General features: G+C 70.9%; 23 protein-coding genes. 10 read left to right on the plus strand and 13 right to left on the minus strand.

What is annotated here, in order from left to right:
- Positions 1-8 precede the first annotated feature (8 nt).
- The 4 genes from ABVN73_RS00580 to ABVN73_RS00595 all read right to left on the minus strand — a co-directional run bounded on the left by ABVN73_RS00580 (position 9) and on the right by ABVN73_RS00595 (position 5,356).
- Entirely contained in the window at positions 9-845 is an 837-nt protein-coding gene (locus ABVN73_RS00580) for a transporter substrate-binding domain-containing protein (RefSeq protein WP_353858466.1), read from the minus strand.
- A gap of 121 nt (positions 846-966) precedes the next feature.
- Positions 967-1,773 carry an ATP-binding cassette domain-containing protein gene (locus ABVN73_RS00585; RefSeq protein ID WP_014238681.1) on the minus strand — a complete coding sequence of 269 codons (807 nt, stop codon included), beginning with the start codon at positions 1,771-1,773 and terminating at the stop codon, positions 967-969.
- A 152-nt stretch (positions 1,774-1,925) separates the two neighbouring features.
- On the minus strand, positions 1,926-3,605 hold the full coding sequence (locus ABVN73_RS00590; protein WP_353858467.1) for a putative transporter: 1,680 nt from the start codon (positions 3,603-3,605) through the stop codon (positions 1,926-1,928).
- Between the two features lie 71 nt (positions 3,606-3,676).
- Complete coding sequence (locus tag ABVN73_RS00595; RefSeq protein ID WP_353858468.1) at positions 3,677-5,356, minus strand: putative transporter; 1,680 nt, start codon at positions 5,354-5,356, stop codon at positions 3,677-3,679.
- A 409-nt stretch (positions 5,357-5,765) separates the two neighbouring features.
- Here ABVN73_RS00595 and ccmA point away from each other — a divergent pair, with 409 nt between their 5' ends.
- Both ccmA and ccmB read left to right on the plus strand, forming a co-directional pair.
- Positions 5,766-6,440 carry a heme ABC exporter ATP-binding protein CcmA gene (gene ccmA / locus ABVN73_RS00600; RefSeq protein WP_353858469.1) on the plus strand — a complete coding sequence of 225 codons (675 nt, stop codon included), beginning with the start codon at positions 5,766-5,768 and terminating at the stop codon, positions 6,438-6,440.
- Positions 6,437-7,102, plus strand: a complete 666-nt coding sequence (ccmB, locus tag ABVN73_RS00605) for a heme exporter protein CcmB (protein WP_014238686.1) — start codon at positions 6,437-6,439, stop codon at positions 7,100-7,102. Before ccmA ends, ccmB begins: the two co-directional genes overlap by 4 nt.
- A gap of 25 nt (positions 7,103-7,127) precedes the next feature.
- Here ccmB and ABVN73_RS00610 read toward each other — a convergent pair whose 3' ends face one another.
- Positions 7,128-8,966 carry a bifunctional diguanylate cyclase/phosphodiesterase gene (locus ABVN73_RS00610; protein WP_353858470.1) on the minus strand — a complete coding sequence of 613 codons (1,839 nt, stop codon included), beginning with the start codon at positions 8,964-8,966 and terminating at the stop codon, positions 7,128-7,130.
- Between the two features lie 197 nt (positions 8,967-9,163).
- On the opposite strand from ABVN73_RS00610, the gene ABVN73_RS00615 reads away from it, so the two are divergent.
- Complete coding sequence (locus ABVN73_RS00615) at positions 9,164-10,726, plus strand: ATP-binding protein (RefSeq protein WP_353858471.1); 1,563 nt, start codon at positions 9,164-9,166, stop codon at positions 10,724-10,726.
- 7 nt (positions 10,727-10,733) lie between these two features.
- Here the strand turns inward: ABVN73_RS00615 and ABVN73_RS00620 are convergent, their stop codons facing one another.
- Complete coding sequence (locus ABVN73_RS00620; protein WP_353858472.1) at positions 10,734-11,141, minus strand: hypothetical protein; 408 nt, start codon at positions 11,139-11,141, stop codon at positions 10,734-10,736.
- A gap of 45 nt (positions 11,142-11,186) precedes the next feature.
- Here ABVN73_RS00620 and ABVN73_RS00625 point away from each other — a divergent pair, with 45 nt between their 5' ends.
- Positions 11,187-13,016 (plus strand): tetratricopeptide repeat protein, encoded by a 1,830-nt coding sequence (locus ABVN73_RS00625; RefSeq protein ID WP_353858473.1) that lies wholly within the window; start codon positions 11,187-11,189, stop codon positions 13,014-13,016.
- A gap of 7 nt (positions 13,017-13,023) precedes the next feature.
- On the opposite strand, the gene ABVN73_RS00630 is transcribed toward ABVN73_RS00625, so the two are convergent.
- Positions 13,024-13,221 carry a hypothetical protein gene (locus ABVN73_RS00630; RefSeq protein ID WP_353858474.1) on the minus strand — a complete coding sequence of 66 codons (198 nt, stop codon included), beginning with the start codon at positions 13,219-13,221 and terminating at the stop codon, positions 13,024-13,026.
- A gap of 112 nt (positions 13,222-13,333) precedes the next feature.
- Positions 13,334-13,492, minus strand: a complete 159-nt coding sequence (locus tag ABVN73_RS00635) for a hypothetical protein (protein ID WP_353858475.1) — start codon at positions 13,490-13,492, stop codon at positions 13,334-13,336.
- A 262-nt stretch (positions 13,493-13,754) separates the two neighbouring features.
- On the opposite strand from ABVN73_RS00635, the gene ABVN73_RS00640 reads away from it, so the two are divergent.
- From ABVN73_RS00640 to ABVN73_RS00660, 5 genes are all read left to right on the plus strand, one after another.
- Positions 13,755-15,362 carry an ABC transporter substrate-binding protein gene (locus ABVN73_RS00640; RefSeq protein WP_353858476.1) on the plus strand — a complete coding sequence of 536 codons (1,608 nt, stop codon included), beginning with the start codon at positions 13,755-13,757 and terminating at the stop codon, positions 15,360-15,362.
- Between the two features lie 248 nt (positions 15,363-15,610).
- Complete coding sequence (locus ABVN73_RS00645) at positions 15,611-16,630, plus strand: ABC transporter permease (RefSeq protein ID WP_353858477.1); 1,020 nt, start codon at positions 15,611-15,613, stop codon at positions 16,628-16,630.
- A gap of 8 nt (positions 16,631-16,638) precedes the next feature.
- Positions 16,639-17,559 (plus strand): nickel transporter permease, encoded by a 921-nt coding sequence (nikC, locus tag ABVN73_RS00650; RefSeq protein ID WP_353858478.1) that lies wholly within the window; start codon positions 16,639-16,641, stop codon positions 17,557-17,559.
- Complete coding sequence (locus ABVN73_RS00655) at positions 17,556-18,398, plus strand: ABC transporter ATP-binding protein (RefSeq protein WP_353858479.1); 843 nt, start codon at positions 17,556-17,558, stop codon at positions 18,396-18,398. The genes nikC and ABVN73_RS00655 overlap by 4 nt, the downstream gene beginning before the upstream one ends.
- A gap of 3 nt (positions 18,399-18,401) precedes the next feature.
- Positions 18,402-19,178 carry an ABC transporter ATP-binding protein gene (locus ABVN73_RS00660; protein ID WP_353858480.1) on the plus strand — a complete coding sequence of 259 codons (777 nt, stop codon included), beginning with the start codon at positions 18,402-18,404 and terminating at the stop codon, positions 19,176-19,178.
- Here the strand turns inward: ABVN73_RS00660 and ABVN73_RS00665 are convergent.
- The 3 genes from ABVN73_RS00665 to ybaK form a co-directional block, all read right to left on the minus strand.
- Positions 19,162-19,710 (minus strand): MarR family winged helix-turn-helix transcriptional regulator, encoded by a 549-nt coding sequence (locus tag ABVN73_RS00665; RefSeq protein WP_353858481.1) that lies wholly within the window; start codon positions 19,708-19,710, stop codon positions 19,162-19,164. The two genes, ABVN73_RS00660 and ABVN73_RS00665, sit on opposite strands and share 17 nt — an antisense overlap.
- Before the next feature lie 123 nt (positions 19,711-19,833).
- Positions 19,834-20,745: a DMT family transporter gene (locus tag ABVN73_RS00670; protein ID WP_353858482.1), complete on the minus strand. Its 912-nt coding sequence runs from the start codon at positions 20,743-20,745 to the stop codon at positions 19,834-19,836.
- Between the two features lie 158 nt (positions 20,746-20,903).
- Entirely contained in the window at positions 20,904-21,386 is a 483-nt protein-coding gene (gene ybaK / locus ABVN73_RS00675; RefSeq protein WP_353858483.1) for a Cys-tRNA(Pro) deacylase, read from the minus strand.
- 235 nt (positions 21,387-21,621) lie between these two features.
- Here ybaK and ABVN73_RS00680 point away from each other — a divergent pair, with 235 nt between their 5' ends.
- Complete coding sequence (locus ABVN73_RS00680; protein ID WP_353858484.1) at positions 21,622-22,209, plus strand: helix-turn-helix domain-containing protein; 588 nt, start codon at positions 21,622-21,624, stop codon at positions 22,207-22,209.
- Positions 22,210-22,221: 12 nt separating this feature from the next.
- Here the strand turns inward: ABVN73_RS00680 and folE are convergent, their stop codons facing one another.
- Both folE and apaG read right to left on the minus strand, forming a co-directional pair.
- Positions 22,222-22,887 carry a GTP cyclohydrolase I FolE gene (gene folE / locus ABVN73_RS00685; RefSeq protein ID WP_353858485.1) on the minus strand — a complete coding sequence of 222 codons (666 nt, stop codon included), beginning with the start codon at positions 22,885-22,887 and terminating at the stop codon, positions 22,222-22,224.
- 291 nt (positions 22,888-23,178) lie between these two features.
- Complete coding sequence (apaG, locus tag ABVN73_RS00690) at positions 23,179-23,571, minus strand: Co2+/Mg2+ efflux protein ApaG (protein ID WP_014238636.1); 393 nt, start codon at positions 23,569-23,571, stop codon at positions 23,179-23,181.
- Positions 23,572-23,632: the final 61 nt, after the last annotated feature.

Here is a 23,632-nt window from a genome sequence, read left to right on the forward strand (position 1 = left end):
ATAGGGCTTTACTTGATCGAGATGTCGTAGCCGAAGTGCTGGGTGCTCAGCTTCGTGATGGTGCCGTCCTGGTTGGCCTCGGCGATGGCCTTGTTGAACAGCTCCTTCAGGTCGCCGTCGGCCTTGCGCAGACCCACGCCCACGCCCTTGCCCAGCACGCCGCGCGCGAAGGCCGGGCCGAACAGGGTCATGCCGTTGCCGGCGTCCGCCTTGAGGATGGCGTCCACCGCCGAACGGTCGCCGAAGATGGCGTCAACGCGGCCGGCGGCCATGTCGATGCCGGCGTTGTCCAGCTTGTCGTAGGTGCGGACGGCGACCTGCGGCAGAAGCTTCTCCATGAAGTTCGCCTGGATGGTCGAGGTCTGAACGCCGACCGTCTTGCCCTTCAGCGCGTCGGCCAGGGCGGCGATGGCGGCCTTCGGGTCGTCCTTGGACAGGTCGTAGCGCTCACCGGGGAAGGTCGCCTTGGCGAGCGGCGACGTCTTCATGGTGCCGAACATCGACGGCTCGGTGCCGTAGGGGCCGGCGAAGGTGATGACCTTCTCACGCTCGTCGGTGATCGACATCGCCGCCATGATGGCGTCGTACTTGCCCTGCTGGATGGCCGGGATCATGCCGTCCCAATCCTGGGCGACGATCTCGCACTCGGCCTTCATCTTCTTGCAGAGTTCCAGGGCGAGGTCCGGCTCGAAGCCGATCAGCTTGCCCGACGGGTCCGTCGCGTTCCACGGGGCGTAGGCGCCCTCGGTGGCGATGCGGATTTTCTTCCAGTCCTTGGCCTCGGCGGCGGCGCCGGCGACCGCAACGATGGCGCCGAGCGCCAGGGCCGCAACGATCTTCTTCACGGGAAAACCTCCTCTGTTCTGATGCCCTTATGGATGGCTCTTATGCTCGGGCAGGCTCTGAGGTTTACGGTTTTACAGCGTCAGTCAAGGGAATTGAGCGGGCCGACTTCGCGCGACCGATTCAGCCGCCGCCGGACAGGTGGCGCGACAGGAACTGTCGCACGCGGTCCGATTCCGGATTGACCAGAACCCGGTCGGGCGGCCCCCGCTCCTCGATCCGGCCCTGATGGAGGAACACCACCTCCGACGCGACCTCGCGGGCGAAGCCCATCTCGTGCGTCACCAGAATCATGGTGTTGCCCTCCTCGGCGAGCTGGCGGATGACCAGCAGCACCTCGCCCACCAGCTCGGGGTCGAGCGCGGAGGTCGGCTCGTCGAACAGCATCACCTTGGGCTGCATGGCCAGCGCGCGGGCGATGGCGGCGCGCTGCTGCTGCCCGCCGGACAGCTGCACCGGGTAGGACTCGGCCTTGGCCAGGATGCCCACCTTGTCCAGCAGCTTGCGGGCGCGGTCCACCGCCTCCGCCTTCGGGACGCCCAGCACATGGACCGGCGCCTCGATGACGTTCTCCAGGATGGTCATGTGGGTCCAGAGGTTGAAGCTCTGGAACACCATGCCGAGCCGGGTGCGGATGCGGTCCACCTGCCGGGAGTCGGCGGGAACGGTCTGGCCGCCGCGCGCCTTCTTCAGGCCGATGGCCTCGCCGCCGATGACGATCCGCCCCTCGTCCGGCACCTCCAGCATGTTGATGCAGCGCAGGAGCGTGCTCTTGCCGGAGCCGGATGAGCCGATCAGCGTGATGACGTCGCCTTCGCGCGCGGTCAGGGAGACGCCCTTCAGCACCTCCAGCGGGCCGAAGCGCTTGTGGACATTCTCGACGAGGACGGCTTCGGGGGCGTTGGGATTCGTGGGCGGGTGTCGGTGCATGCGGGGCTTGTCGGCGGGGTACGGGGGCGGGAAACGGTCTGGACCGCCCAACCCTGGACGGTGCCGCTAGGCTAGACCGCCGGACACTCTCCCGCAACGCGGATTTTGCGAGCCCCGGGGCAACCGCGCGGCGGGGGAAGCCGGCGGGTTTTTCACCACAGCATCAGCACCAGAAGCTGCGGCGCCAGGATGCGCAGGCACATGGCCAGCGGGTAGACGGTGGCGTAGGCCAGCGCCGGCGCCTCCGACGCGACCACCGCGTTGGCGTAGGCGAGGCCCGGCGGGTTGGTCTGCGCCCCGGCCAGGACGCCGCAGACGCTGAGGAAGTTCAGCTTCATCACGCCGCGCGCCAGCAGCCCGGTCAGCAGCAGCGGCACGAGGGTCACCAAGACGCCCCAGGCCATCCAGGGCAGCCCGGCGCCGCTCGCCATCGTCTCGACGAAGCGGTCGCCCGACGCGATGCCCAGCACGGCGAGGAACAGGACGATGCCGATCTCGCGCAGGGCGAGGTTGGCGGCGGGCGGCATGAACCAGACCAGCGGCCCGATGTGGCCGATGCGCGCCAGCACGATGGCGGCGATCAGCGGCCCGCCGGCCATGCCCAGCCGCAAGGGCGCCGGCATGCCCGGCAGGAACAGCGGGACGGCGCCCAGCAGCGCGCCCAGCGTGATGCCGACGAAGACCGGGATCATCTCCACGGTCTGCAGCCGCCGTTCGGAATTGCCGATGATGCGGGCCGCCGCCTTGAGGTCGCCGGGCTTGCCGATCACCGTCAGGATGTCGCCGAACTGCAGCTTCAGCGCGGCGTTGGGCACCAGCTCCACGCCGGCGCGGTTGACGCGGCTGACCACCACGTCGCACGCCCCCTTCAGGTTCAGCGCGGCGATGGATTTGCCCAGCGCCGGGTTGGCGGTGACGACGATGCGCTCCCACCTCAGGTCGCTGCCCTTGGTGGTCAGTCGGACGTCGGCCTCCCGCCCCATCAGCAGGCGGACCTGCTCCAGCTTCGGGCGCGGGCCGACCATGTGCAGCACGTCGCCCTCCTCCAGCCGGGTGTCCTCGCCGGGCACGCGGAGCTGGCCGCCGCGCAGCAGCCGCGACGCGCAGACCCCCAGGCTCGGCAGCAGGGTCAGGTCGCCCAGCCGCACCCCGCGGAGGGCCGGGTTGGTGACGGCGATGTCCATGGTGTCGAGCGCCGCAACCTCGGCGCGCCGGGCGGCCTCGAAGGCCCTGGCCTCCTCCTGCGGGTCGATGCGGAAGGCGATCCGCACCACCGCCATGGCCAGCAGGTTTCCGGCGATGCCGAAGGGGTAGGTGACGGCGAAGGCCAGACCGGGCAGGGCCATCACCGCGGCGTCGGCCCCGACCTCCTTCAGCACCTGCTGCGAGGCGGCCAGCGCCGGGGCGTTGGTCACCCCACCCGCGAAGACGCCGAGGCCGGAGCCCAGCGGCACGAGGTCGAACAGCACCAGGAGGGCGGTCAGCAGAATGCTCGACCCCACCATCAGCAGCGCCAGCCCGTTGAGCGCCAGCCCGGACTTCTTCAGCGCCGCGAAGAAGCCGGGGCCGACCTGGATGCCGATGGTGTAGACGAACAGGATCAGGCCGAAGTCGCGGATGAACTCCATCATCTCGGCGTTCAGCGTCACCCCGGCCTGCTTGGCGACGTGGCCGACCGCGATTCCCGCGAACAGCACGCCGCCGATGCCCAGCCCGACCCCGCGCAGCCTTATGTGCCCGAGCGCCAGCCCCAGGGCGGAGGTGACGCCCAGCATGAACACCACGCGCGCGATCGGCGGCATGGCCAGGAAGAGATCGATGAGCGCGTGCATGGCCGCGTCTCCCCACGCGAGGACAGACCGCCCGCCGATCCCGTGGGAAGCGCTCCCGCCGGGTTGCCCTCCTACCAGAGGAACAGGACGATCAACTGCGGCGCAAGGATACGCAGAAACATAACCATAGGGTAAACAGTGGCATAGGCGAGGGCGGGAGCCTCCGATGCGCTCATTGCGTTTGCAAAGGCGAGCGCGGGCGGGTCCGTCATGCTCCCGGACAGGAGGCCGCAGATCGTCAGGTAGTTCTGCCGGGCGAAGGCCCGCGCGATGAAGCCGACGACGAGAAGCGGGATCAGCGTCACCAGCACGCCGCAGCCGATCCACAGCAGCCCGTCGCCATGCACCAGCGTCTCCACGAAGCGGTCGCCGGACATCAGCCCGACCACCGCCAGGAACAGGACGATGCCGATCTCGCGCAGCGCCATGTTGGCGGCCGGCGGCATGAACCAGACCAACGGCCCGATGTGGCCGATGCGCGCCAGCAGGATCGCCGCCACCAGCGGCCCGCCGGCCAGACCCAGCTTCAGCGGCGCCGGCATGCCCGGAATGTAGAAGGGGATGGAGCCGAGCAGCACGCCGAGCAGGATGCCGATGAAGACCGGCACGAACTCCACCTGCTGCAGCCGCCGCGCCGAGTTGCCCATCAGCGCCGCCACCCGCTGCAGGTCGGACGGCTTGCCGATGGCGGTCACGATGTCGCCGAACTGCAGGTGCAGGGCCGGGCTCGGCACCAGCTCCACGCCCGCCCGATTGACCCGGCTGACCACCACGTCGTAGGCGTCGGCGAGGTCGAGCTGGCCGATGGCCTTGCCCAGCACATGCTCGTTGGTGACGACCAGCCGGTCCCAGCGCATGTCGGTGCCCTTGGTGGTCAGGGTGACCTCCGCCGCCTCGCCGAGCAGCCGCTTCGCCGCCTCCAGCTTCACCCGCGGCCCGACCAGATGCACGACGTCGCCGGCGCGCAGGCAGGTGTCCGGGTGCGGCACCTGGAGCCGCCCCTCGCGCAGCAGGCGGGACACCATCACCCCCTGGTCGCCGAACAGCGCCATCTCGCGCAGCGGCAGTCCCATCGCCGACCGGTTGCGCACGGCGACGTCCAGCGTCTCCAGGGTTTCCACCTGGGCGCGGCGCCTGCGCTCGAAGGCCTCGGCCTCCGCCGCCGGGTCGATGCGGAAGACGACGCGGATCAGCCCCATGGTGATGAGGATGCCGACGATGCCGAAGGGATAGGCGACGGCGTAGCCGAGGCTCGGCGTGTTGATCTCCGCCGCCGTGGCACCGACCTCGCGCAGCATCTCCTGAGCGGCCCCCAGCGACGGCGTGTTGGTGACGGCGCCGGAGAAGATGCCGAGCACCGCCGGCAGCGGCACCCCGCCGATCTCGTGGATCGCCACCGCCACCAGGACCCCCAGCCCGACCAGCGAGGCGGCCAGCAGGTTCAGCGTCAGGCCCGATTTCTTCAGGGCGGCGAAGAAGCCGGGGCCGACCTGCACGCCGATGGTGTAGACGAACAGGATCAGCCCGAACTCCCGCATGAAATGCAGGACGTGATGGTCGAAGGTCAGGCCCAGCGCCTTGGCGACGTGCCCCGCGGCGATTCCGGCGAACAGCACCCCGCCGATGCCCAGCCCCACCCCGCGCACCTTGATCTGCCCGAGCGCCAGCCCCGACGCCGCCACCACGCTGAGCATCAGCATGATGCGGGCAATGTCGGGAAGGCCGTTGAACAGGTCGATCAGCAGGGTCATGGCGGGCACCCGGTCCGGTTGAGCCGCGAAGGGCAAGGGCGCCTATGAATGCCCGCTCCGCTCCGCCCGGGCAATGCCCTGGAATGGAAAGGGACAATCCCCGGATCAAAATTTCGCCACTTTCTGGCCCTAAACCGGAGGGAGCCTTAGGGCATGAAGTGGCTGGCCGGATCTGTGAACCCCTGCGGTCCGGCCCCTAAGCGACGATCAGGGCTCCGGTTTTCCGGCGCCCCCAGCCAGGCCCCGGCTGGATCGGCGGCCATCGCAAGAACCCCCTTGCGATGGCCGTTTCTTTTTGGGGCCGTTTCTTTTTTGGCCCGACCTCTTGTGCGGCCGTTTCTTTTTGGCACCCGGACGGGCTGTGCTATAGCTCCCCCGCCCCGTCCACCGCAAGAGCCCGCCCGCCGCCATGCCCGTTTTCGCCGGTTCCGCGCTGACCTGCCTTCGTGGCGACCGGCTGGTCTTCACCGGGCTGGACTTCCGGATCGCGCCGGGCGAGGCGCTGTTCCTGCTCGGCCCCAACGGCAGCGGCAAGTCCAGCCTGCTGCGCGTCATGGCCGGGCTGCTCAAGCCGATTCGCGGCCGGCTGTCCTGGGACGACGTTCCGGTGACCGACGATCCCGACGCCCACCGCGGCCGCATCCATTACGTCGGCCATCTCGACGCGGTGAAGCCGGTGCTGAGCGCGGTGGAGAACCTGTCCTTCTGGGCCACGCTGGGCGGCGCCGCCGACCCGCGGGGCAACGCGCTGAAGGCGCTCGACCGCCTGGGCGTGCCGCACATCGCCAACGTGCCGGGGCGCTACCTGTCGGCGGGGCAGAAGCGGCGCCTGAACCTCGCCCGCATCATCGCCGCCCCCGCCGCCCTCTGGCTGCTCGACGAGCCGACCGTGGCGCTCGACCGCGCGGCGATCGCCCTGTTCGAGGAGATCATCGCGGAGCACCGGGCCGGCGGCGGCATGGTCGCCGTCTCCACCCATGTGGACATCGCCATGCCCGGCGCCGGAGAGCTGCATCTCGACGACTTCACCCCCGTCCCCCATGACGGGGACGACGACGTTCTGGAAGAGGAGGACGCGGCGTGACCCGCTTCCTGCGCCTGATCGGGCGCGACCTGCGGCTGGCGCTGCGCCAAGGGTCGGACGCCAGCATCGCCGTGATGTTCTTCGTTCTGTGCGTGGTGCTGTTCCCCTTCGGCGTCGGGCCGGAGCCGAACATCCTGGCCCGCATCGCCGCCGGGGTGATCTGGGTGGCGGCCCTGCTCGCCTCGCTGCTGTCGCTGGAGCGGCTGTTCCAGAACGACTACGAGGACGGCTCGCTGGAGCTGCTGTCGCTGTCCACCCTGCCGATGGAGGCGGTGGTGCTGGCCAAGACGCTGGCCCACTGGCTGGTGACCGGCCTGCCGCTGATCGCCGCCGCCCCGCTGCTGGCGCTGCTGCTGAACATGGACGCGGAGGGATTCGGGGTTCTGGTGCTGACCCTGCTGGTCGGCACGCCGATCCTCAGCCTGATCGGCAGCATCGGGGCGGCGCTGACCCTGGGCGCCCGGCGCGGCGGCGTGCTGCTGTCGCTGCTGATCCTGCCGCTCTACATCCCCGTGCTGATCTTCGGCGCCGGGGCCATCGACGCCGCGCTGAACGGCCTGACCCCGCGCCCGCATCTGCTTCTTCTGGGCGGCCTTCTGGCCGGCGCCCTGCCGCTCGCCCCGTGGGCGAGCGCCGCCGCGCTGCGCCAGGCGGTGGAATAGGGACGGGCCTTCCGGCCCGCCGCGATCAGGCGGGGAGGCGGACGGTGCAGAGCCTGTCGGGGCTTTCCTTGGCGATGGCCTTGTGGCCGGCGATGGCGGTGTTGATCGCGTCGGGGGTCAGGCGGTGCGGCCCCGGAGCCAGCACCACGGCGACGCCGCTCACCGACAGCAGAGGGAAATGCCGCACCGCGCCGTAACGGTCCTTGCCCTCGAAGCAGCCGGCCTCCCGCGCCTCCCGATCGTAGAGGCTCTCGGCGTCGGAGCGGAACTGCGCGACGAGGTCCGCCACCCGGGCGAGCGCATCCTCCTCCCCGGTGCCGCTGAGGGCGACGAAGAAGTCGTCGCCGCCGATGTGGCCGGCGAAGCCGCCGTTGCCCGACGCCCAGGCCTTCAGCCGCTCGCTGAACATCAGGATGGCGCGGTCGCCCTGGCGGAAGCCGAAGCGGTCGTTGAAGGGCTTGAAGTTGTCGAAGTCGAGATAGGTCAGGACATGCCCACGGTCCTGCTCCTGCAGGGCGCGCTCGATGTGGCGCACGATGGCGGCGTTGCCGGGCAGGCGGGTCAGCGGGTTCTGGTCCGCGGCCATGGCGAGGTTGCGCTCGTGGACCAGCCGGATCAGCGCGCCGCTGGACAGGAAGCCGGCATACTCGCCGCCTTCGATGATGATGATGCCGTCGCTGGCCGCCTCCGCCGAGAAGGCCTCGATCACCTGGTCGAGCGGGGTGGAGATGTCGCAGACCGGGCTTTTCACCACCAGTTCCAGCAATGTGTCGCCGAGCCCCTTGTTGCGCAGCAGCTCGCTGCCGAAGCGGGAATAGACGTAGCGCTTCAGGTCGCGTTCGCGGATCAGCCCCAGGGGACGCTGCTGGCGGTCCACGATGGGGGCGATGGACGGGCTGTTGTCGCCGCGGAAATACTCCAGAAGCTCGGTCTTCGGGGAGGTGACGGCCAGCGGCGGCTGCCGCTCGATCACCTCGGACAGGCGCAGGCGGGCCTCGTTCGGCTTGCGGCGGTCGCGGCGGTTCAACGCCTCGACGATGCCGTAGCGCTCGGGCACGGCGCGCAGATCCAGGCTCGGCCGGGCGATCAGGTAGCCCTGGGCGAAGTCGCAGCCGAGATCGCGGCAGGTGTGGAACTCCTTCTCCGTCTCCACCCCCTCGGCGATGATGAGGATGCCGAGCGCGTGGGCGTAGCCGACCAGCGCGTGGGCGATGGCCCGCTTGCGCGTGTCCTGGTCGATGCCGTCGATGAAGTAGCGGTCGATCTTGAGATAGTCGGGCTTGGATTCGTAGAGCAGCCGCAGCCCGGCGAAGCCGACGCCGAAATCGTCCAGCGCCACCCCGATGCCGGCCTGCCGGTAGCGGTCGATGGCCTGCTCAATGCTGTGGTCGGGGCGCAGCTCGCGACGTTCCGAAATTTCCAGGCTGACGGTCAGGCGCGGGTCGGCCGCGCCGCCGTTCAGCGCGCCGCCGTCAAGCGCGAAGGGGGCCAGCCAGGGCGAGCCGGCGACCCCGACCACCCGCGCATCGATGTTCAGGAACAGCTTGGCGCTCGGCCAGTTGTCCAGCGCGCGGAAGGCCGCCACCGCCTTGGCGTGCAGGGCGCATTCGACCTCGGCCAGCAGGCCCTGCATGCAGGCGGCGTCCAGCAGGTCGTTGGGGCTGGCGAAGGGGCTGCGCTCCAGGCCGCGCAGCAGCGCCTCCATGCCGTGGCAGCGCCCGGTGCGCATCTGCACGATGGGCTGGAAGGCGACCGACAGCCCGGCCAGCAGGGTGGTCCATTCCGCCGGCAACGGGACCTTGCGGACGCTCCCCGCCGGGGCGCCGCAGCGATCGTCCCATTCTTCTGCTGGCACCGAGGCCATGGTTTCGTCCACCGCCGGCTGTCCATGTTCATCACGGGCTAACCCGATCTTGTAGCGGATGATCTTTTCGGTTTCGTGACAAATCCGGTCTTTGTCCGGAGAAGGCGATCCAAAATGCCCTTCGCACCGCGGCCCCGCTTTGCGCTATAGGGGTGCGCTTCAACGCAGACGATGATGGATCTGGGGGGCGGCGGGGCATGAAGGTCGGCATCGACATGGGGACGGCCATGACGGCTGGCGCGGCAGAGGCGTCGGCGATGCTGGATCTCGAGGAGCTGCTGGCGACCCGCCTGCTGGTGCAGGGCAACTCCGGCTCCGGCAAGTCGCACCTGCTGCGCCGCCTGATCGAGCAGAGCGCGCGCTGGGTGCAGCAGGCGGTGATCGACCCCGAGGGCGACTTCGTGACCCTGGCCGAGCGCTTCGGCCACATCGTGGTCAACGCCGACGAGCACAGCGAGGCCGCCCTGCAGAGCGTCGCCGCCCGCGTGCGCCAGCACCGCGTCTCCGTCGTCCTGAACCTGGAGGGGCTGGACGCGGACATGCAGATGCGCCACGCCGCGGCCTTCCTGGGCGGGCTGTTCGACGCCGACCGCGACCACTGGTACCCCATGCTGGTGGTGGTGGACGAGGCGCAGCTCTTCGCCCCGTCGGCCGCCGGCGAGGTGTCGGACGAGGCGCGCAAGGTTTCGCTGGGCGCCATGACCAACCTGATGTGCCGCGGCCGCAAGCGCGGTCTGGCCGGGGTGATCGCGACGCAGCGCCTCGCCAAGCTGGCCAAGAACGTGGCGGCGGAGGCCTCCAACTTCCTGATGGGCCGCACCTTCCTCGACATCGACATGGCCCGCGCCGCCGATCTGCTGGGCATGGAGCGCCGCACCGCGGAGATGTTCCGCGATCTGGAGCGCGGCCATTTCATCGCGCTCGGCCCGGCCGTCTCGCGCCGCCCGCTGCCGCTGCGCATCGGCGCCGTCGAGACGCAGGGGCGGGCCGGCAGCCCGAAGCTGATGCCGCTGCCCGACACCCCGCTGGAGGACGCGCGGGAGCTGATCTTCAAGCCGGGCGAGCCGGAACCGCCGCGCCTGCCGGTGCGCCGCCCCTCGACCAGCGCCAGCGCCGACCTGCTGGCCCAGCTCGCCCGCCCGCGCCCCCTGCCGGCGGAGCCGGAAAGCGAGGACGCCGCCCCCGCGCTGCCCCTGGAGGAGCCGGAAACCCCGGAGCAGGCGGCGGAGCGCAAAGCCGCCTACGAGGCGATCCTGCGCGAGGTGCTGGCCGATCCCGAGGCGCCCTACCGCTCCATCGCCGTGCTCTATCAGGACTTCCTGGTGCGCTGCCGGACGCAGGGGGTGCGGGGCGAGCTTCTGGAACTGCCGGCCTTCCGGCGCAAGCTGGCGGCGGCCCGCGCCGGGGCCGGGGACGGCACCGAGGAGAATCCCGCCTGGGAGAAGGCGACCCAGGTCGCGGCCACCCTGCCGGAGGACATCCAGGTCGTCTTCCTGCTGCTGGCCCGCGCGGCGCTGGACCATCTGCCCTGCCCGTCGGACGCCGAGGTGGCGCGCGCCTGCGGCAGCCGGTCGCGCGGGCGGGCGCGGCGGCTGCTGACCTACATGGAGCAGCGCGGCTTCATCGCCACGCGCAGCGGGCTGGGCAACACGCGCAGCATCGCGCTGCCGACGCTGGGCTGGGAGACGGCGCTGGGCGACCCGAACGCCGATGACGGAACGGACGGGCCGGAGGACGGCGGGTTGTTCGCCACCGCCTGATGTTTCCTTACTCGTCGTCCGGCTCGATCCCGGCGGCCAGGGCGTGGGCCAGCCGGCCGGCGGCGGCCACCGTGGCCATGGCCGCCTGCGCCCTGGCGGCGATGCGCGCGGTGCCCTCCGGCGTCGGCTGGTAAAGCGACGGGTCGGGCAGGCGTTCGACGAAACCCCAGGCGCCGCCGACGGGCTCCCAGACCTCGAACACGTCGGGGTTGGGGCGGCGGGCGACCCAGGCGCCGGCGGCGTTGCCCTCGGCGCGGAAGCGCACCCCGAAGAAGCGGCTGGCCGCCATGGCCCCGATGGCCGCGGTCAGATCGCCGTCGGCGTCCGGACAGCGCCGCGTCAGAGCGGCGCGCAGGGCTTCCGCCAGGGCGCGGCGGTCGTCATGATGGGGAAGGCCGTCGGGATCGGTTCTCATGCCCCGCGATGGTAGAGGGACGGCGCGCCTGCGCAAGCGGGCGTCATGTCGCAAGCGCAGCCCGGAGTCGTCATGGTCAGCCTGTCCGAAGCCTACGCCATCGCCATCGGCCACCACCGGGCCGGACGTCTGGGCGAGGCCGCCGGGGTCTACCGGGCGATCCTCGACGCCGACCCGCGGCAGGCCGACGCGCTGCATCTGCTGGGCGTGCTGGCGGGCCAGACCGGGCGGGTGGAGGACGCGCTGCCGCTGATCGCCCAGGCCATCGCGCTCGCCCCGGAGGCGGCGGACTATCACGACAATCTGGGCAGCCTGCGCCGCACCGCCGGGGACGCGGCGCGGGCGGCCGGGCAGCACGCGCGCGCCCTGGCGCTGGAGCCGGCGCGGGCCAAGGCGGCCTTCAACCGGGGGCTGGCCCTCGGCGATCTCGGCCGGATGAGGGAGGCCGTGGGCTGCTTCCGCGCGGCCCTGCGGATCGATCCCGGCTATGGGGCGGCGGCGCTGGCGGCGGGGCGGTTGCTGGCCGGAGGGGCGGAGCCGGGGGCGACCCGTGGGGCGGCGCGCTGGCTGGCCCACGCCCTGGCCCTGGCGCCGGACAGCGCCGACGCCTGGGCGGTGGTGGGGCGCACACGGCTGGTGGCGGGGGAGGCCGATGGGGCGGTGACGGGCTACGGCCGGGCGGCGCGGCTGCGACCGGACGACGGGGCGGCGCTGAGCAACCTCGCCATGGCAACGTTGCAGGCCAGCGGCGCCCTGCCGGAGTTTCCCCGCGCCGACCGCCCTGAGGCGAGCTGGGGCGAACCGCTCGCCCGCGCGCTCGACCTGTTCCTGGCGGCGCTGGAGCGCGGGGCGGGGGAGATCGCGGAGGCTGCGCTGTTCCGCACCGCCGTGCTGACCATCCACCGCGGCATGCTGGACGACGCCCGGCTGGAGCGGGTCGCGCAGCGGGCGCGGGACCGGCTGCGGCGCGCGCCGGGGGACGGCGCGGCGGCGGCCTGCATCGCCCATGGCCTCTACCGCCGGGGGCGGCTGGTGACCGCCTCGCGCCTCGCCCGGCGCTGTCTGCGCGGCTGGTCGGAGGAGGCCATCCGCGCCGACCCGCAGGCGGCGAAATGGCGGCAGGTCGATGCGCGCCCGGTCTTCCTCGCCGCGCTGGCCGCGTACCGGCCGCGCATCGCCGAGGCGGGGGAGCGGTCGATGCCGGTTCCGCCCGCGGCCGAAGGCGGGGCGGTCCTGCTGGTCAGCGTCGATTCCGGCTACTGGCGGCGCTTCGGCGGCTGGTTCCTGTCCCATGCCCTCAAGGACCCGGCGGGCGACCGCGTGCATGTCCATATCGTCAACCCCGGCGCGGAGGATCGCGCCGACCTGGACCGCCGCTGCGCCGCTCAGCCGGGGCGGCTGTCCTGGTCCCTGGAGCGCATCGACCTGTCCGTCCACGCGCCGGGGGCGGAGACGACCTATTACGCCTGCGCGCGTTTTTTCGTGGCCCGGGACCTGCTGGAGCGGACGGGGACGCCGGTCTTCATCACCGACATCGACGCCCGTTGCACGGCGCCGCTTTCGCCGGACCTGCGCGAGGGGGCGGGCTGGGACCTCGCGATCATGCGCGACCGCCGCGCCCGCGGGCCGTTCGACGACATCATCGTCAGCTTCCTCGGCGTCGCGCCGACCGCGGCGGGACGGGAGTTCCTCGGCCTCGTCCGCGCCTACATCGGCTGGTTCTTCGACCGGGGCCGGGCTGCCTGGACGCTCGACCAGGCGGCGCCCTACGCGGTCCTCCACGACTGGGCGCGGCGCGGGCGGACGCCACGGCTGCGGGAGCACGAGTTCCTGCGCCTGCCCTGGTTCGATTTTCCGGTGAAGGGGGAGGGGTGACGGGGGGCTACGCGGCCTGGACGCTGTTGTCCTTGCGCCGGGACAGCTGCAACTGGCCGTCCAGGCACTTCACGTAGGTGGTCTTGCCGGCCTTCAGGTTGTCGCAGACGGTGACCAGCGCGCGCGGGATCGCCGCGAATTCCTTCGAGCCGCGCGACTGCGTGTTGTAGGCCGCGAGATGCTGGCGCAGCCCCTCCTTGGACACCGGCTTTCCGTCGTTTCCGATCGTGGTCGTTCCCGCGCGTGTGGTCGTCGGTGGACGAGGCTACGCGGGCACGGCCCCGGACACAACGTTCGCTGCCTCGATGTTCGCCGACTCAATGTTCGCTGTCGTCCGCGGGCTTGCCGTCCGGCTTTCCCCCGTCGCCGGTCCAGTCGTCGGTGATGTAGCGCTGCGCGTCGCTGATCTTCTCCACCTCGTCGCGGCTCGGCGGCTTGGGCACGCGCGACTGGCCGTTCTCGCGGTCCTGGTCCATGGGTCCTCCATCGATTTGCCAGTGATGTGGACGGGAGGGCGGGATCGGCAAGCCCATCCCGGACACATCCCGGACACATCCTGGACAGGGGCGCGGACCGGGTTAAGGCATTCGCGTTCGATCACGCAGGCCGCTATGACCGCCGCCCGCTTGACAGGGGAACCCGCGCCGCCGGATCATCCGGCCGTTAACCGCTAAGAATTCCAAAGAGAATTCGCCCCGTCCGGGGTCGTTCCGGGATCACGCAGGGAGTATGGGAACCATGAACACGCTCGCGCGCCGTCTGGCCGGCGCCGCCATTCTGTCCGCCGGTCTTTCCTTCGGCCTCGCGGCCACGCCGGTCCTGGCCGACACGCCGAAGGACACGCTGGTCATGGCGTGGCAGTTCGACGACATCGTGACGCTCGATCCCGGCGAGATTTTCGAGCTGTCGGGAGCCGAATACGGCGCCCAGGTCTATGACCGGCTGATCCGATTCGACGTCAACGACGTCAGCAAGATCCACGGGCAGGTCGCGGAAAGCTGGACCGTCTCCGACGACGGCAAGACCTTCACCTTCACCATCCGCGACGGGATCAAGTTCCACTCCGGCAACCCGCTGACGGCGGAGGACGTGGCCTACTCGCTCCAGCGCGCCGTGAAGATGAACAAGGGTCCGGCCTTCATCCTGACCCAGTTCGGCCTGACGCCGGAGAACGTCGACCAGAAGGTCCGCGCGACCAACCCGCGCACCCTGGTGTTCGAGACGGACAAGACCTACGCCCCGACCTTCGTGCTCTATTGCCTGACCGCCGACGTGTCCGGCGTGGTCGATTCGAAGCTGGTCAAGAGCAAGGAGGTCAACGGCGACTTCGGCGCCGCCTTCCTGAAGTCCAACTCCGCCGGGTCCGGCCCCTTCATCCTGCGCCAGTGGAAGGCCAGCGAGCTTCTGTCGCTGGAGGCCAACGCCAATTACTGGGACGGCGCCCCCGCCGTGAAGCGCGTGCTGATCCGCCACATCGCGGAGCCGGCGACCCAGCGCCTGCTGCTGGAGAAGGGCGACGTCGACGTGGCCCGCAACCTGAAGCCGGAGCAGTTCGAGCCGCTGCGCGGCAACGACAAGATCCGCATCGTCCAGGCGCCCAAGGGCACGCTCTATTATTTCGGCCTGAACCAGAAGAACGAGGTTCTCGCCAAGCCCGACGTGCGCAAGGCCTTCAAGTACGCCGTGGACTACGACGGCATGGCGAAGACCATCATGAACGGCCTCGGCACCGTCCATCAGGCCTTCCTGCCCAAGGGCTTCCTCGGCGCGCTGGAGGAAAACCCGTACACGTACGATCCGGCCAAGGCGAAGGAGCTGCTCCGCCAAGCCGGCTATCCGGACGGCATCACGGTGACCATGGACGTCCGCAACACCTCGCCCAGCATGGACATGGCCCAGGCCATCCAGGGCAGCGCGGCGGCGGCGGGCATCAAGATCAACCTGCTGCCGGCGGACGGCAAGCAGGTGGTCACCAAGTACCGCGCCCGCAACCACGAGGCGCTGCTCTACCAGTGGGGCGCCGACTACCAGGACCCGAACACCAACGCCGACACCTTCGCCGCCAACCCGGACAACGCCGACGACGCGAAGGCCAAGCCGCTGTCCTGGCGCAACGCCTGGGACATCCCCGAGCTGACCAAGAAGACCGCCGCCGCGGTCGAGGAGCGCGACACCGCCAAGCGCGCCGCCATGTACCAGGAGCTTCAGCGTGAGGTGCTGGAGACGTCGCCCTTCGTCATCATGTTCCAGCAGACCGAGGTGATCGCGGAGCGCAGCAACGTCGAGGGGCTGGTCTGGGGGCCGAGCTTCGACAGCAACTATTACTGGAAGGTCAGCAAGAAGTAAGGCGCGTGTTCTTCCCCAGCGCCTCGTTCCCTCTCCCCTCCGCTCACGCGCAAACGAAGTTTGCGCTGACGCGACAGGCGGACCTTTGGTCCGCCGAAAGCGGGGAGAGGGTTGGGGCGAGGGGGATGGGCTTTTGCCGGACGTACGGGAGTCGCGAGACCCCCTCACCCTCCCCTCTCCCCAGAGGGGAGAGGTTTTTTGACGCTGCGTTAGGGTGAAATTTGGCCGCTATCTTGAAACGACCGGGGATGCCGGGGCGGCGTCATGCGATTCGCGGGGCGGGTCTGCTCGTCTCGGTGGCGCTGACCGTCCTCGGCCTCCTGCTCGTCACCTTCCTGATCGGGCGCGTGGTGCCGATCGATCCGGTGATCGCCGTGGTCGGCGACCGCGTGTCCGCCGACACCTACGCCCGCGTCCGCCAGGAGCTGGGGCTGGACCTGCCGCTGTGGCAGCAGTTCCTGCGCTATGTCGGCGACGTGCTCCAGGGCGATTTCGGCACCTCGGTGCTGACCTCCCGCCCGGTGCTGGAGGACATCCTGCGCGTCTTCCCGGCGACGCTGGAGCTGGCGACCGCCGCGCTGATCATCGGCGTGCTGCTGGGCATTCCGGCGGGGGTGATGGCCGCCGTCCATCGCGGGCGCTGGCCGGACCATCTGATCCGGGTGATCGGGCTGATCGGCCATTCCATCCCGGTCTTCTGGCTGGGGCTGATGGCGCTGCTGGTCTTCTACGCGCGGCTCGATTGGGCGCCGGGGCCGGGCCGGGTGGATGTCTTCTACGAGGGGCTGGTCGATCCGGTGACCGGGGTCATCACGGCGGACGCGCTGCTGGCCGGCGAGACCGACGTGTTCTGGAACGCGCTGCACCATCTGGTGCTGCCGGCGGGCATCCTCGGCCTCTACAGCGTGGCCTACATCGCCCGCATGACGCGCAGCTTCATGCTGGACCAGCTGCGCCAGGAATACATCACGACGGCCCGCGTCAAGGGCATGTCCGAGGCGCGGGTGATCTGGCGCCACGCGCTGGGCAACATCGCGGTGCCGCTGACCACGGTGGTGGCGCTGTCCTACGCCTCGCTGCTGGAGGGGTCGGTGCTGACGGAGACGGTGTTCGCCTGGCCGGGGCTGGGGCTCTACATCACGAACTCCCTGCTGTCGGCGGACATGAACGCGGTGCTGGGCGGCACGCTGGTGGTGGGGGCGGTCTTCATCGGCCTGAACCTGCTGTCCGACCTGCTGTACCGCCTTCTCGATCCCCGTGCGCGATGAGGGGCGCGATGACCGCACAAACTCACACCACCGAAAGCGGAATGCGGGCGTGGCTGACGGCGGAGACGCCGCGGTCCCGCGGGCAGGCCCGGCTGGGCCGGGTCTATCTGGGCTGGCTGGCCTTCTCGCGCAACCGGCTGGCCATGATCGGGCTGGGCATCGTGCTGCTGCTGGTGCTCATGGCGGCGCTGGCCCCCCTGCTCGCCCCCTACGATCCCTACGCCCAGGACCTGTCGCAGCGGCTGCTGCCGCCCGGCGCGGCGCACTGGCTGGGCACCGACGCCTTCGGGCGGGACATCCTGTCGCGCATCCTCTACGGCTCCCGCCTGACGCTGATGATCGTGGCTCTGGTCGCGGTGACCGCGCCGGTCGCCGGGCTGCTGATCGGGACGGTGGCGGGCTATCTCGGCGGCTGGGTGGACGGGGCGCTGATGCGCGTCACCGACATCTTCCTGGCCTTCCCCAAGCTGATCCTGGCGCTGGCCTTCGTCTCGGCGCTGGGGCCGGGCATCGAGAACGCCATCATCGCCATCGCGATCACCAGCTGGCCGCCCTACGCCCGCATCGCGCGGGCCGAGACGATCACCATCCGCAAGAGCGACTTCATCAGCGCCGCAAGGCTCCAGGGCGCCTCGACGCCGCGGATCATCCTCGGCCACGTCGTGCCGCTCTGCTCCTCCTCGCTGATCGTGCGGGTGACGCTGGACATGGCGGGGATCATCCTGACGGCGGCGGGGCTGGGCTTCCTCGGCCTCGGCGCGCAGCCGCCGGCGCCGGAGTGGGGCGCGATGATCGCCACCGGGCGCCAGTATGTGCTGGAGCAGTGGTGGGTCGCCACCATGCCCGGCATCGCCATCTTCGTGGTCAGCCTGGGCTTCAACCTGCTGGGCGACGGCCTGCGCGACGTTCTGGACCCGAAAGGCCAATGAGCGAAACACCTTTGCTGGAGGTCGAGAACCTCCGCATCTCCTTCCCCACCCGGACGGGCGTGACGCAGGCGGTGCGCGGCGTCTCCTTCACCGTCGGGCGGGAAAAGCTGGGCATCGTCGGCGAGTCCGGCTCCGGCAAGTCGATGACCGGGCGGGCCATCCTGCGGCTGGTCCCGGCGCCCGGCGTCGTCACCGCCGACCGGCTGCGCTTCCAGGGCGAGGACCTGCTGACCCTGCCGGAGAAGCGGCTGCGCGGCATCCGCGGGCGGCGCATCTCCATGGTCATGCAGGACCCGAAATTCTCGCTGAACCCGGTGATGACCATCGGCGCCCAGATCGCCGAGGCCTACCGCGTCCATTCCAGCGCCGGCACGGCGGAGGCGAAGCGGCGCGCGCTGGAGATGCTGGAGGCCGTGCGCATTCGCAACCCGGAGCGCGTCTACGGCCTCTACCCGCACGAGGTGTCGGGCGGCATGGGCCAGCGCATCATGATCGCCATGATGCTGATCCCCAACCCCGACCTGCTGATCGCCGACGAGCCGACCTCGGCGCTCGACGTGACGGTGCAGATGCAGGTGCTGGCGATCATGGACGAGCTGTGCTCCAGCCGCGGCATGGGGATGATCTTCGTCAGCCACGACCTGAACCTCGTGGCGTCCTTCTGCGACCGCATCCTCATCATGTACGCCGGCCGTGTGGTCGAGACCTGCCGCGCGTCGGAGCTGCACGCGGCGACGCATCCCTACACCCGCGGCCTGCTCGACAGCCTGCCGCGCCTGGACGACACGCGGGCGGAGCTGCCGGTTCTGACCCGCGACCCGTCCTGGCTGGAGGGCTGAGGCATGATCGACGTCAAGGACCTGCGCGTCACCTTCGGCCATGGCGCCGACGCCGTGGCCGCCGTGCAGGGGGTGTCCTTCACCGTGCGGGAGGGCGAGAGCTTCGGGCTGGTCGGCGAATCGGGCTCGGGCAAGTCCACCGTGCTGCGCGCCGTCGTCGGGCTGAACCACGACTGGACCGGGTCCATCGCCGTGGCCGGCGCCGCGCAAAGCCGCCGCCGCGAGAAGGGCTTCTTCAAGTCCTGCCAGATGGTCTTCCAGGACCCCTACGGCTCGCTGCACCCGCGCCACACCATCGACCGCATCCTGGCCGAACCCATCGCCATCCATGGCTTGCGCGACGCCGACGCGCGGATCGACCGGGTGCTGCGCGACGTCGGGCTGGGACCGCAGTTCCGCTTCCGCTACCCGCACCAGCTCTCCGGCGGCCAGCGCCAGCGCGTCGCCATCGCCCGCGCGCTGGTGCTGGAGCCGCGCGTGCTGCTGCTGGACGAGCCGACCTCGGCGCTCGACGTGTCGGTGCAGGCGGAGATCCTCAACCTGCTGAAGCGGCTGCGGGCGGAGCACGCGCTGACCTACGTGCTGGTCAGCCACAATCTGGCGGTCGTCGCCACCATGTGCGACCGGCTGGCCGTGATGAACCGGGGCCGCATCGTCGAGGAGATGGACGTGGACTCCCTGCGCCGGGGGGCGGCGCGGGAGGACTACACGCGCCAGCTCCTGCGCGCCAGCCAGGGCTACGACCGCGCGGCGGCGGACAGCTTCAAGGACTTCGCGTAGGCGGCCCGCCCGCGTCCGCGTCCGCGTCCGGGGCCTGGGCGGCGGGGCGGGCGGCCAGCGCGTCGGCCTGGGCCTGGAGCTTGGCCAGCAGGCCGTCGAGCTGGGCCATCTCCTCCTCCGTCAGCGCGCCGGTCAGCTCCCGCTCGTAGGCGAGCGCGAGGGGGACGATCTCCGTGTAGATCGCCAGCGCCTTGGGCGTCAGGGTCAGCTGCGCCTTGCGGCGGTCGGTGGCGCCCGATTCGCGAAGGATCAGCGCCGAATCGAGCATCCGGCTGATCGCCCGGCTGACCTGCACCTTGTCCATGGCGGTGCGCTGGGCGATCTCCCCGGCGCTCAGCGTCTCGCCACCGCCCAGCACGGCGATGACCCGCCATTCCGGGATGGTGATGCCGAATCGCTTCTCGTACAGCTTCGCCACCGTGTGGCTGACCGTGTTGGACAGCACCGACAGGCGGTAGGGCAGGAAGCGGGTCAGATGCAGCACCGGCGCGGCGGGGTCGGCGCCGGTGCGCTTGCGGCGGGGGGAGGCCATGGAGTGACGCGCCTTATCGGAATGCGGGAACCGGGTGCCGGTTTCTCCATCCTGCCCCGGAAATTGGCGGACGCAACCGTTTCAGATAAAAATTTCCAAACCGCGGATGCCGCCCCGGCAGGATCAGCGGTTGACGATCAGCGCCACCCCCAGCACCGCGACGATGGCGCCCGCCCAGGCGCCGGCCCCCGGCCGCTGGCGGGTCCACACCCACAGCATCGGCAGGATCAGCACCGGGCTGGTGGCCGACAGGGTGGCGACCACGCCGGCGTTGCCGTGGGCCAGCCCGATCAGCAGCAGCGTCATTCCCAGCCCCAGCCCGATGAAGCCGTTCACCACCACCTGGGCGAAGATGCGCGGCGTCAGGCCGGGGCCGAAGCCGAGGCGCTGGCCGGGCAGCAGCCCGCCGGCGAACAGCAGCAGCCCCGACATGCCGACGCGCACCGCCGCCGCCGCGATGGGGTCGGCGCCCGCCGCCATCACCGGCCGGGCGATGACCGAGCCGGCGGCCTGGCAGACGGCGGCGATCAGGCAGGCGCCGACGCCGATCAGCAGGCGCCCGCGCACCGACTCCCAGTCATGGAGGGCGGGGCTGGTGCCGTTCGGGACCGGGCTGGCGCGGAAGAAGATCGCCAGCATCACCCCGGCGGTGACCAGCGCGATGCCGACCGCCGTCCACGGCCCCAGCGCCTCCCCCAGAACGGCCCAGGCGAGAAGCGCGGTGATCGGCGCGTTGGTGGCGTAGATGACCGAGTTGCGGCGCGGCCCGATGCGCCCCAGCGCCCAGAACAGCGCGGTGTCGCCCATCACGATGCCGACCGCGCCGGACAGCGCCAGGATCGCCGCACCCTGCAGGTCGAGCGTCTGCCAGCCGCCGAGCAGCGTCGTGGCCAGCGCCGTGCCGACGAAGACGATGCTCATGCGCAGGCGGTTGAAGGCGACCGAACCGATGGCCCGCACCGGGCCGATGGCGATCAGTCCGCTGGCCGCCCAGCAGAGCGCGGCCCCCAGGGCGGCGAGGTTGGCGGTCAGCATGGCGGGAGCTTCGCGGGGGCAGGGTGGAGGACGGGGTGGGGCGCGGGGTCGGGCGCAGAGTGGGACATCGTGCCCGCACCCTATCCGGAACCCGGCCGCGGCGGTAGTGCGGCGGTGTCATGGCCGGGGTGTGGGCGGGCATGTGGGCGGAAGCTCGCCTACGGCACCACGATCCGCCGCACCGCGGCCCTGGTGGCGCGGGCCAGATCCGCCGGGGCCAGGGCGATCTGCAGGCCGCGCCGCCCGCCGTTGACGACCATCTCCGGCAGGCTCTCGGCGCTGGAATCGATGAAGGTGGGCAGGGCCTTGCGCTGGCCCAGCGGGCTGATGCCGCCGACCATGTAGCCGGTGGTGCGCTCCGCCAGCGCGGGGTCGGCGAGATCGGCCTTCTTCGCCCCGGCGGCGGCGGCCAGCGCCTTCAGGTCCAGCTTCGCCGCGACGGGGATGACGACGCAGGCCAGCGCCTTCGGCTCCAGCTGCACGATCAGCGTCTTGTAGACCACCGCCGGGTCCAGCCCCAGGGCCGCCGCGGCGTGCAGGCCGATGGCGTCCGCCGAGGGGTCGTACTCATACTCCATCAGGCGGTGGGCAATCCCCGCCGCCTTCGCCGCGTTCACCGCCGGTGTGACCTTCGCCGCCATGATGACCTGCTCCCCCGGGCGCGGATTCGCCCTTGTGCGGCGGGAGCTTAGCAGACCATCCGGGCGAGGGGGAGAGGGTGGCGGGCGGGCAGGCATCCCGCCGCGGTGCACCCCTTTCGACAACGCAATTTTGCCCAAATTGCGCCGGTGTTCATGCCAACGCGCCTTGGACAGACGGGCCGCCTGCCGCGATTCTGACCGCCGGCCCGTTTCCCGGTCGGAGAGTTGGAGAATCATGGTCCCACGCACGCTGCTTGTCGTCGATGACGATCCCACCCTGGAAGGCCGGGTGCAGGACGCCCTGCCGGTGTGCCGGATCGTCGCCGCGGGCGGCGTGGCGGACGCGCTGGAGGCGGTGCGGGCGCACCGTCCCCCGGTGGTGGCTTTGTCGGTCGATCTGGCGCAACTGGCGGAGTCGCCGAACGGAGGCGGCGACGGCCTGGACGCCCTGTCGCTGATCCTGGGCGAGGCGCCGTCGATCAAGGTGATCGCGCTCGCCCCGCGCGACCAGCGGGTGCTGGCGGTGCGCGCGGTGGCCCGCGGCGCCCACGAGGTGTGCGGCAAGCCGATCGACGCGCAGGAGCTGGCCGGGGTGGTGCAGCGCGCCTTCCAGCGCGCCGACCTGGAACTGGAAGGGCGCCGCCTGGCCATTGGCGACGCCCCGCCGACGCTGCGCGTCCTGCGCGACGAGACGGAGCGGCGCGCCCTGCTCGACACGCTGGCCCGCTCCGGCGGCAACCTGTCGGCGACGGCGCGCCTGCTCGGGGTCAGCCGCCCGACGCTCTACAGCCTGCTGCGCCAGCACGGCATCCGCGCGGACTGACGCGGCAGCGGCTCACTCGGCGCGGGAGCCGGGATTGCCGATCATCGACAGGAACTCGCGCCGCGTCGACGGATCGCTGCGGAAGGCGCCCAGCATCCGGCTCGTCACCATGGTGACGCCGGTCTTGTGCACGCCGCGGGTGGTCATGCACTGGTGCTGCGCCTCGATCACCACGGCCACGCCTTCGGGCTGGAGCACCTGATCGATGGTGTTGGCGATCTGCGCCGTCATCTTCTCCTGGATCTGCAGGCGCTTGGCGTAGGCCTCGACGAGGCGCGCCAGCTTGGAGATGCCGACGACGCGCTGGCGGGGCAGATAGGCGACGTGCGCCTTGCCGATGATCGGCACCATGTGGTGCTCGCAATAGGACTCCAGCCGGATGTCGCGCAGGACGACCATCTCGTCGTAGCCGTCGGTCTCCTCGAAGGTGCGCGCGAGGATCTCCTCCGGCTCGATGGCGTAGCCGGCGAAGAACTCCTCGTAGGAGCGGACCACCCGATCCGGCGTGCCGACCAGCCCCTCGCGCGCCGGATCGTCGCCGGCCCAGCGGATCAGCGTGCGGACGGCCTCCTCGGCCTCGGCGCGGGTCGGGCGCGCGGTCTCGCCACGGTCGGTGTCGGCGGGATGGCCGGGGCCGCGGAGGACGTTGTCGGCGTGCGGAGTCTTGGAAGCCGTCACGGGGCGTAGCCTTTCGATTCCTGGTCGAGTCTCGGTCGGATGGGTCCTGGCGACAAGCGGCCCGGCCGCGCGGCGCGCCCATGCCGGAGTTGGCGTGTCGGGTATAGATACGACCCGCCGCCCGCCCGGATCACTGCGATCTTCCGAGGGCAGGCAGCGGAGCGGAGTATGGCGCAAGTGGGGGCGCAGGCCCCACAGTCAAGGAGCCGGCCCCGGCCGTCCGGCCCCGTCCTGAGGCGATCGGTTGCGGGCGCCGGGGGTTCCTCGGCGTCTAGCGCGGCGCGGGCGGCGTCAGTTCAGCTGGCGGGGCTGGTGCGGGCTGTCCAGCGAGAAGGCGGGAACCGCCACGTCGAAGGCCTCGCCGCCGCCCGTTTCGAAGCGGTAGGAGCCGACCATGATGCCGGAGGGCGTGGGAAGCGGTGTCCCGCTGGTGTATTCGAAGCTGCCGCCGGGCTCCAGCACCGGCTGCTCGCCCACCACGCCCGGCCCGCGAACCTCCTGCACGCGCCCCAGCGCGTCGGTGATGTGCCAATAGCGTGTGCGCAGCCGGACGGTTTCCTGGCCTTCGTTCTCGATCCGGACGTGATAGGCCCAGACATAGCGGCTTTCGGCGGGCATCGACTGCTCGTCGAGAAAGACCGGCTGGACGGTGACGCGGATCGCGCGGGTGACTTTCGTGTACATGGCGGCACTCCCGGCCCTGAGAATAGGGGTGGGGGAAAGCGCCTGTCCAGTGGTGGAGCGG

The organism is Azospirillum formosense (assembly GCF_040500525.1).
GTDB lineage: Bacteria > Pseudomonadota > Alphaproteobacteria > Azospirillales > Azospirillaceae > Azospirillum > Azospirillum formosense_A.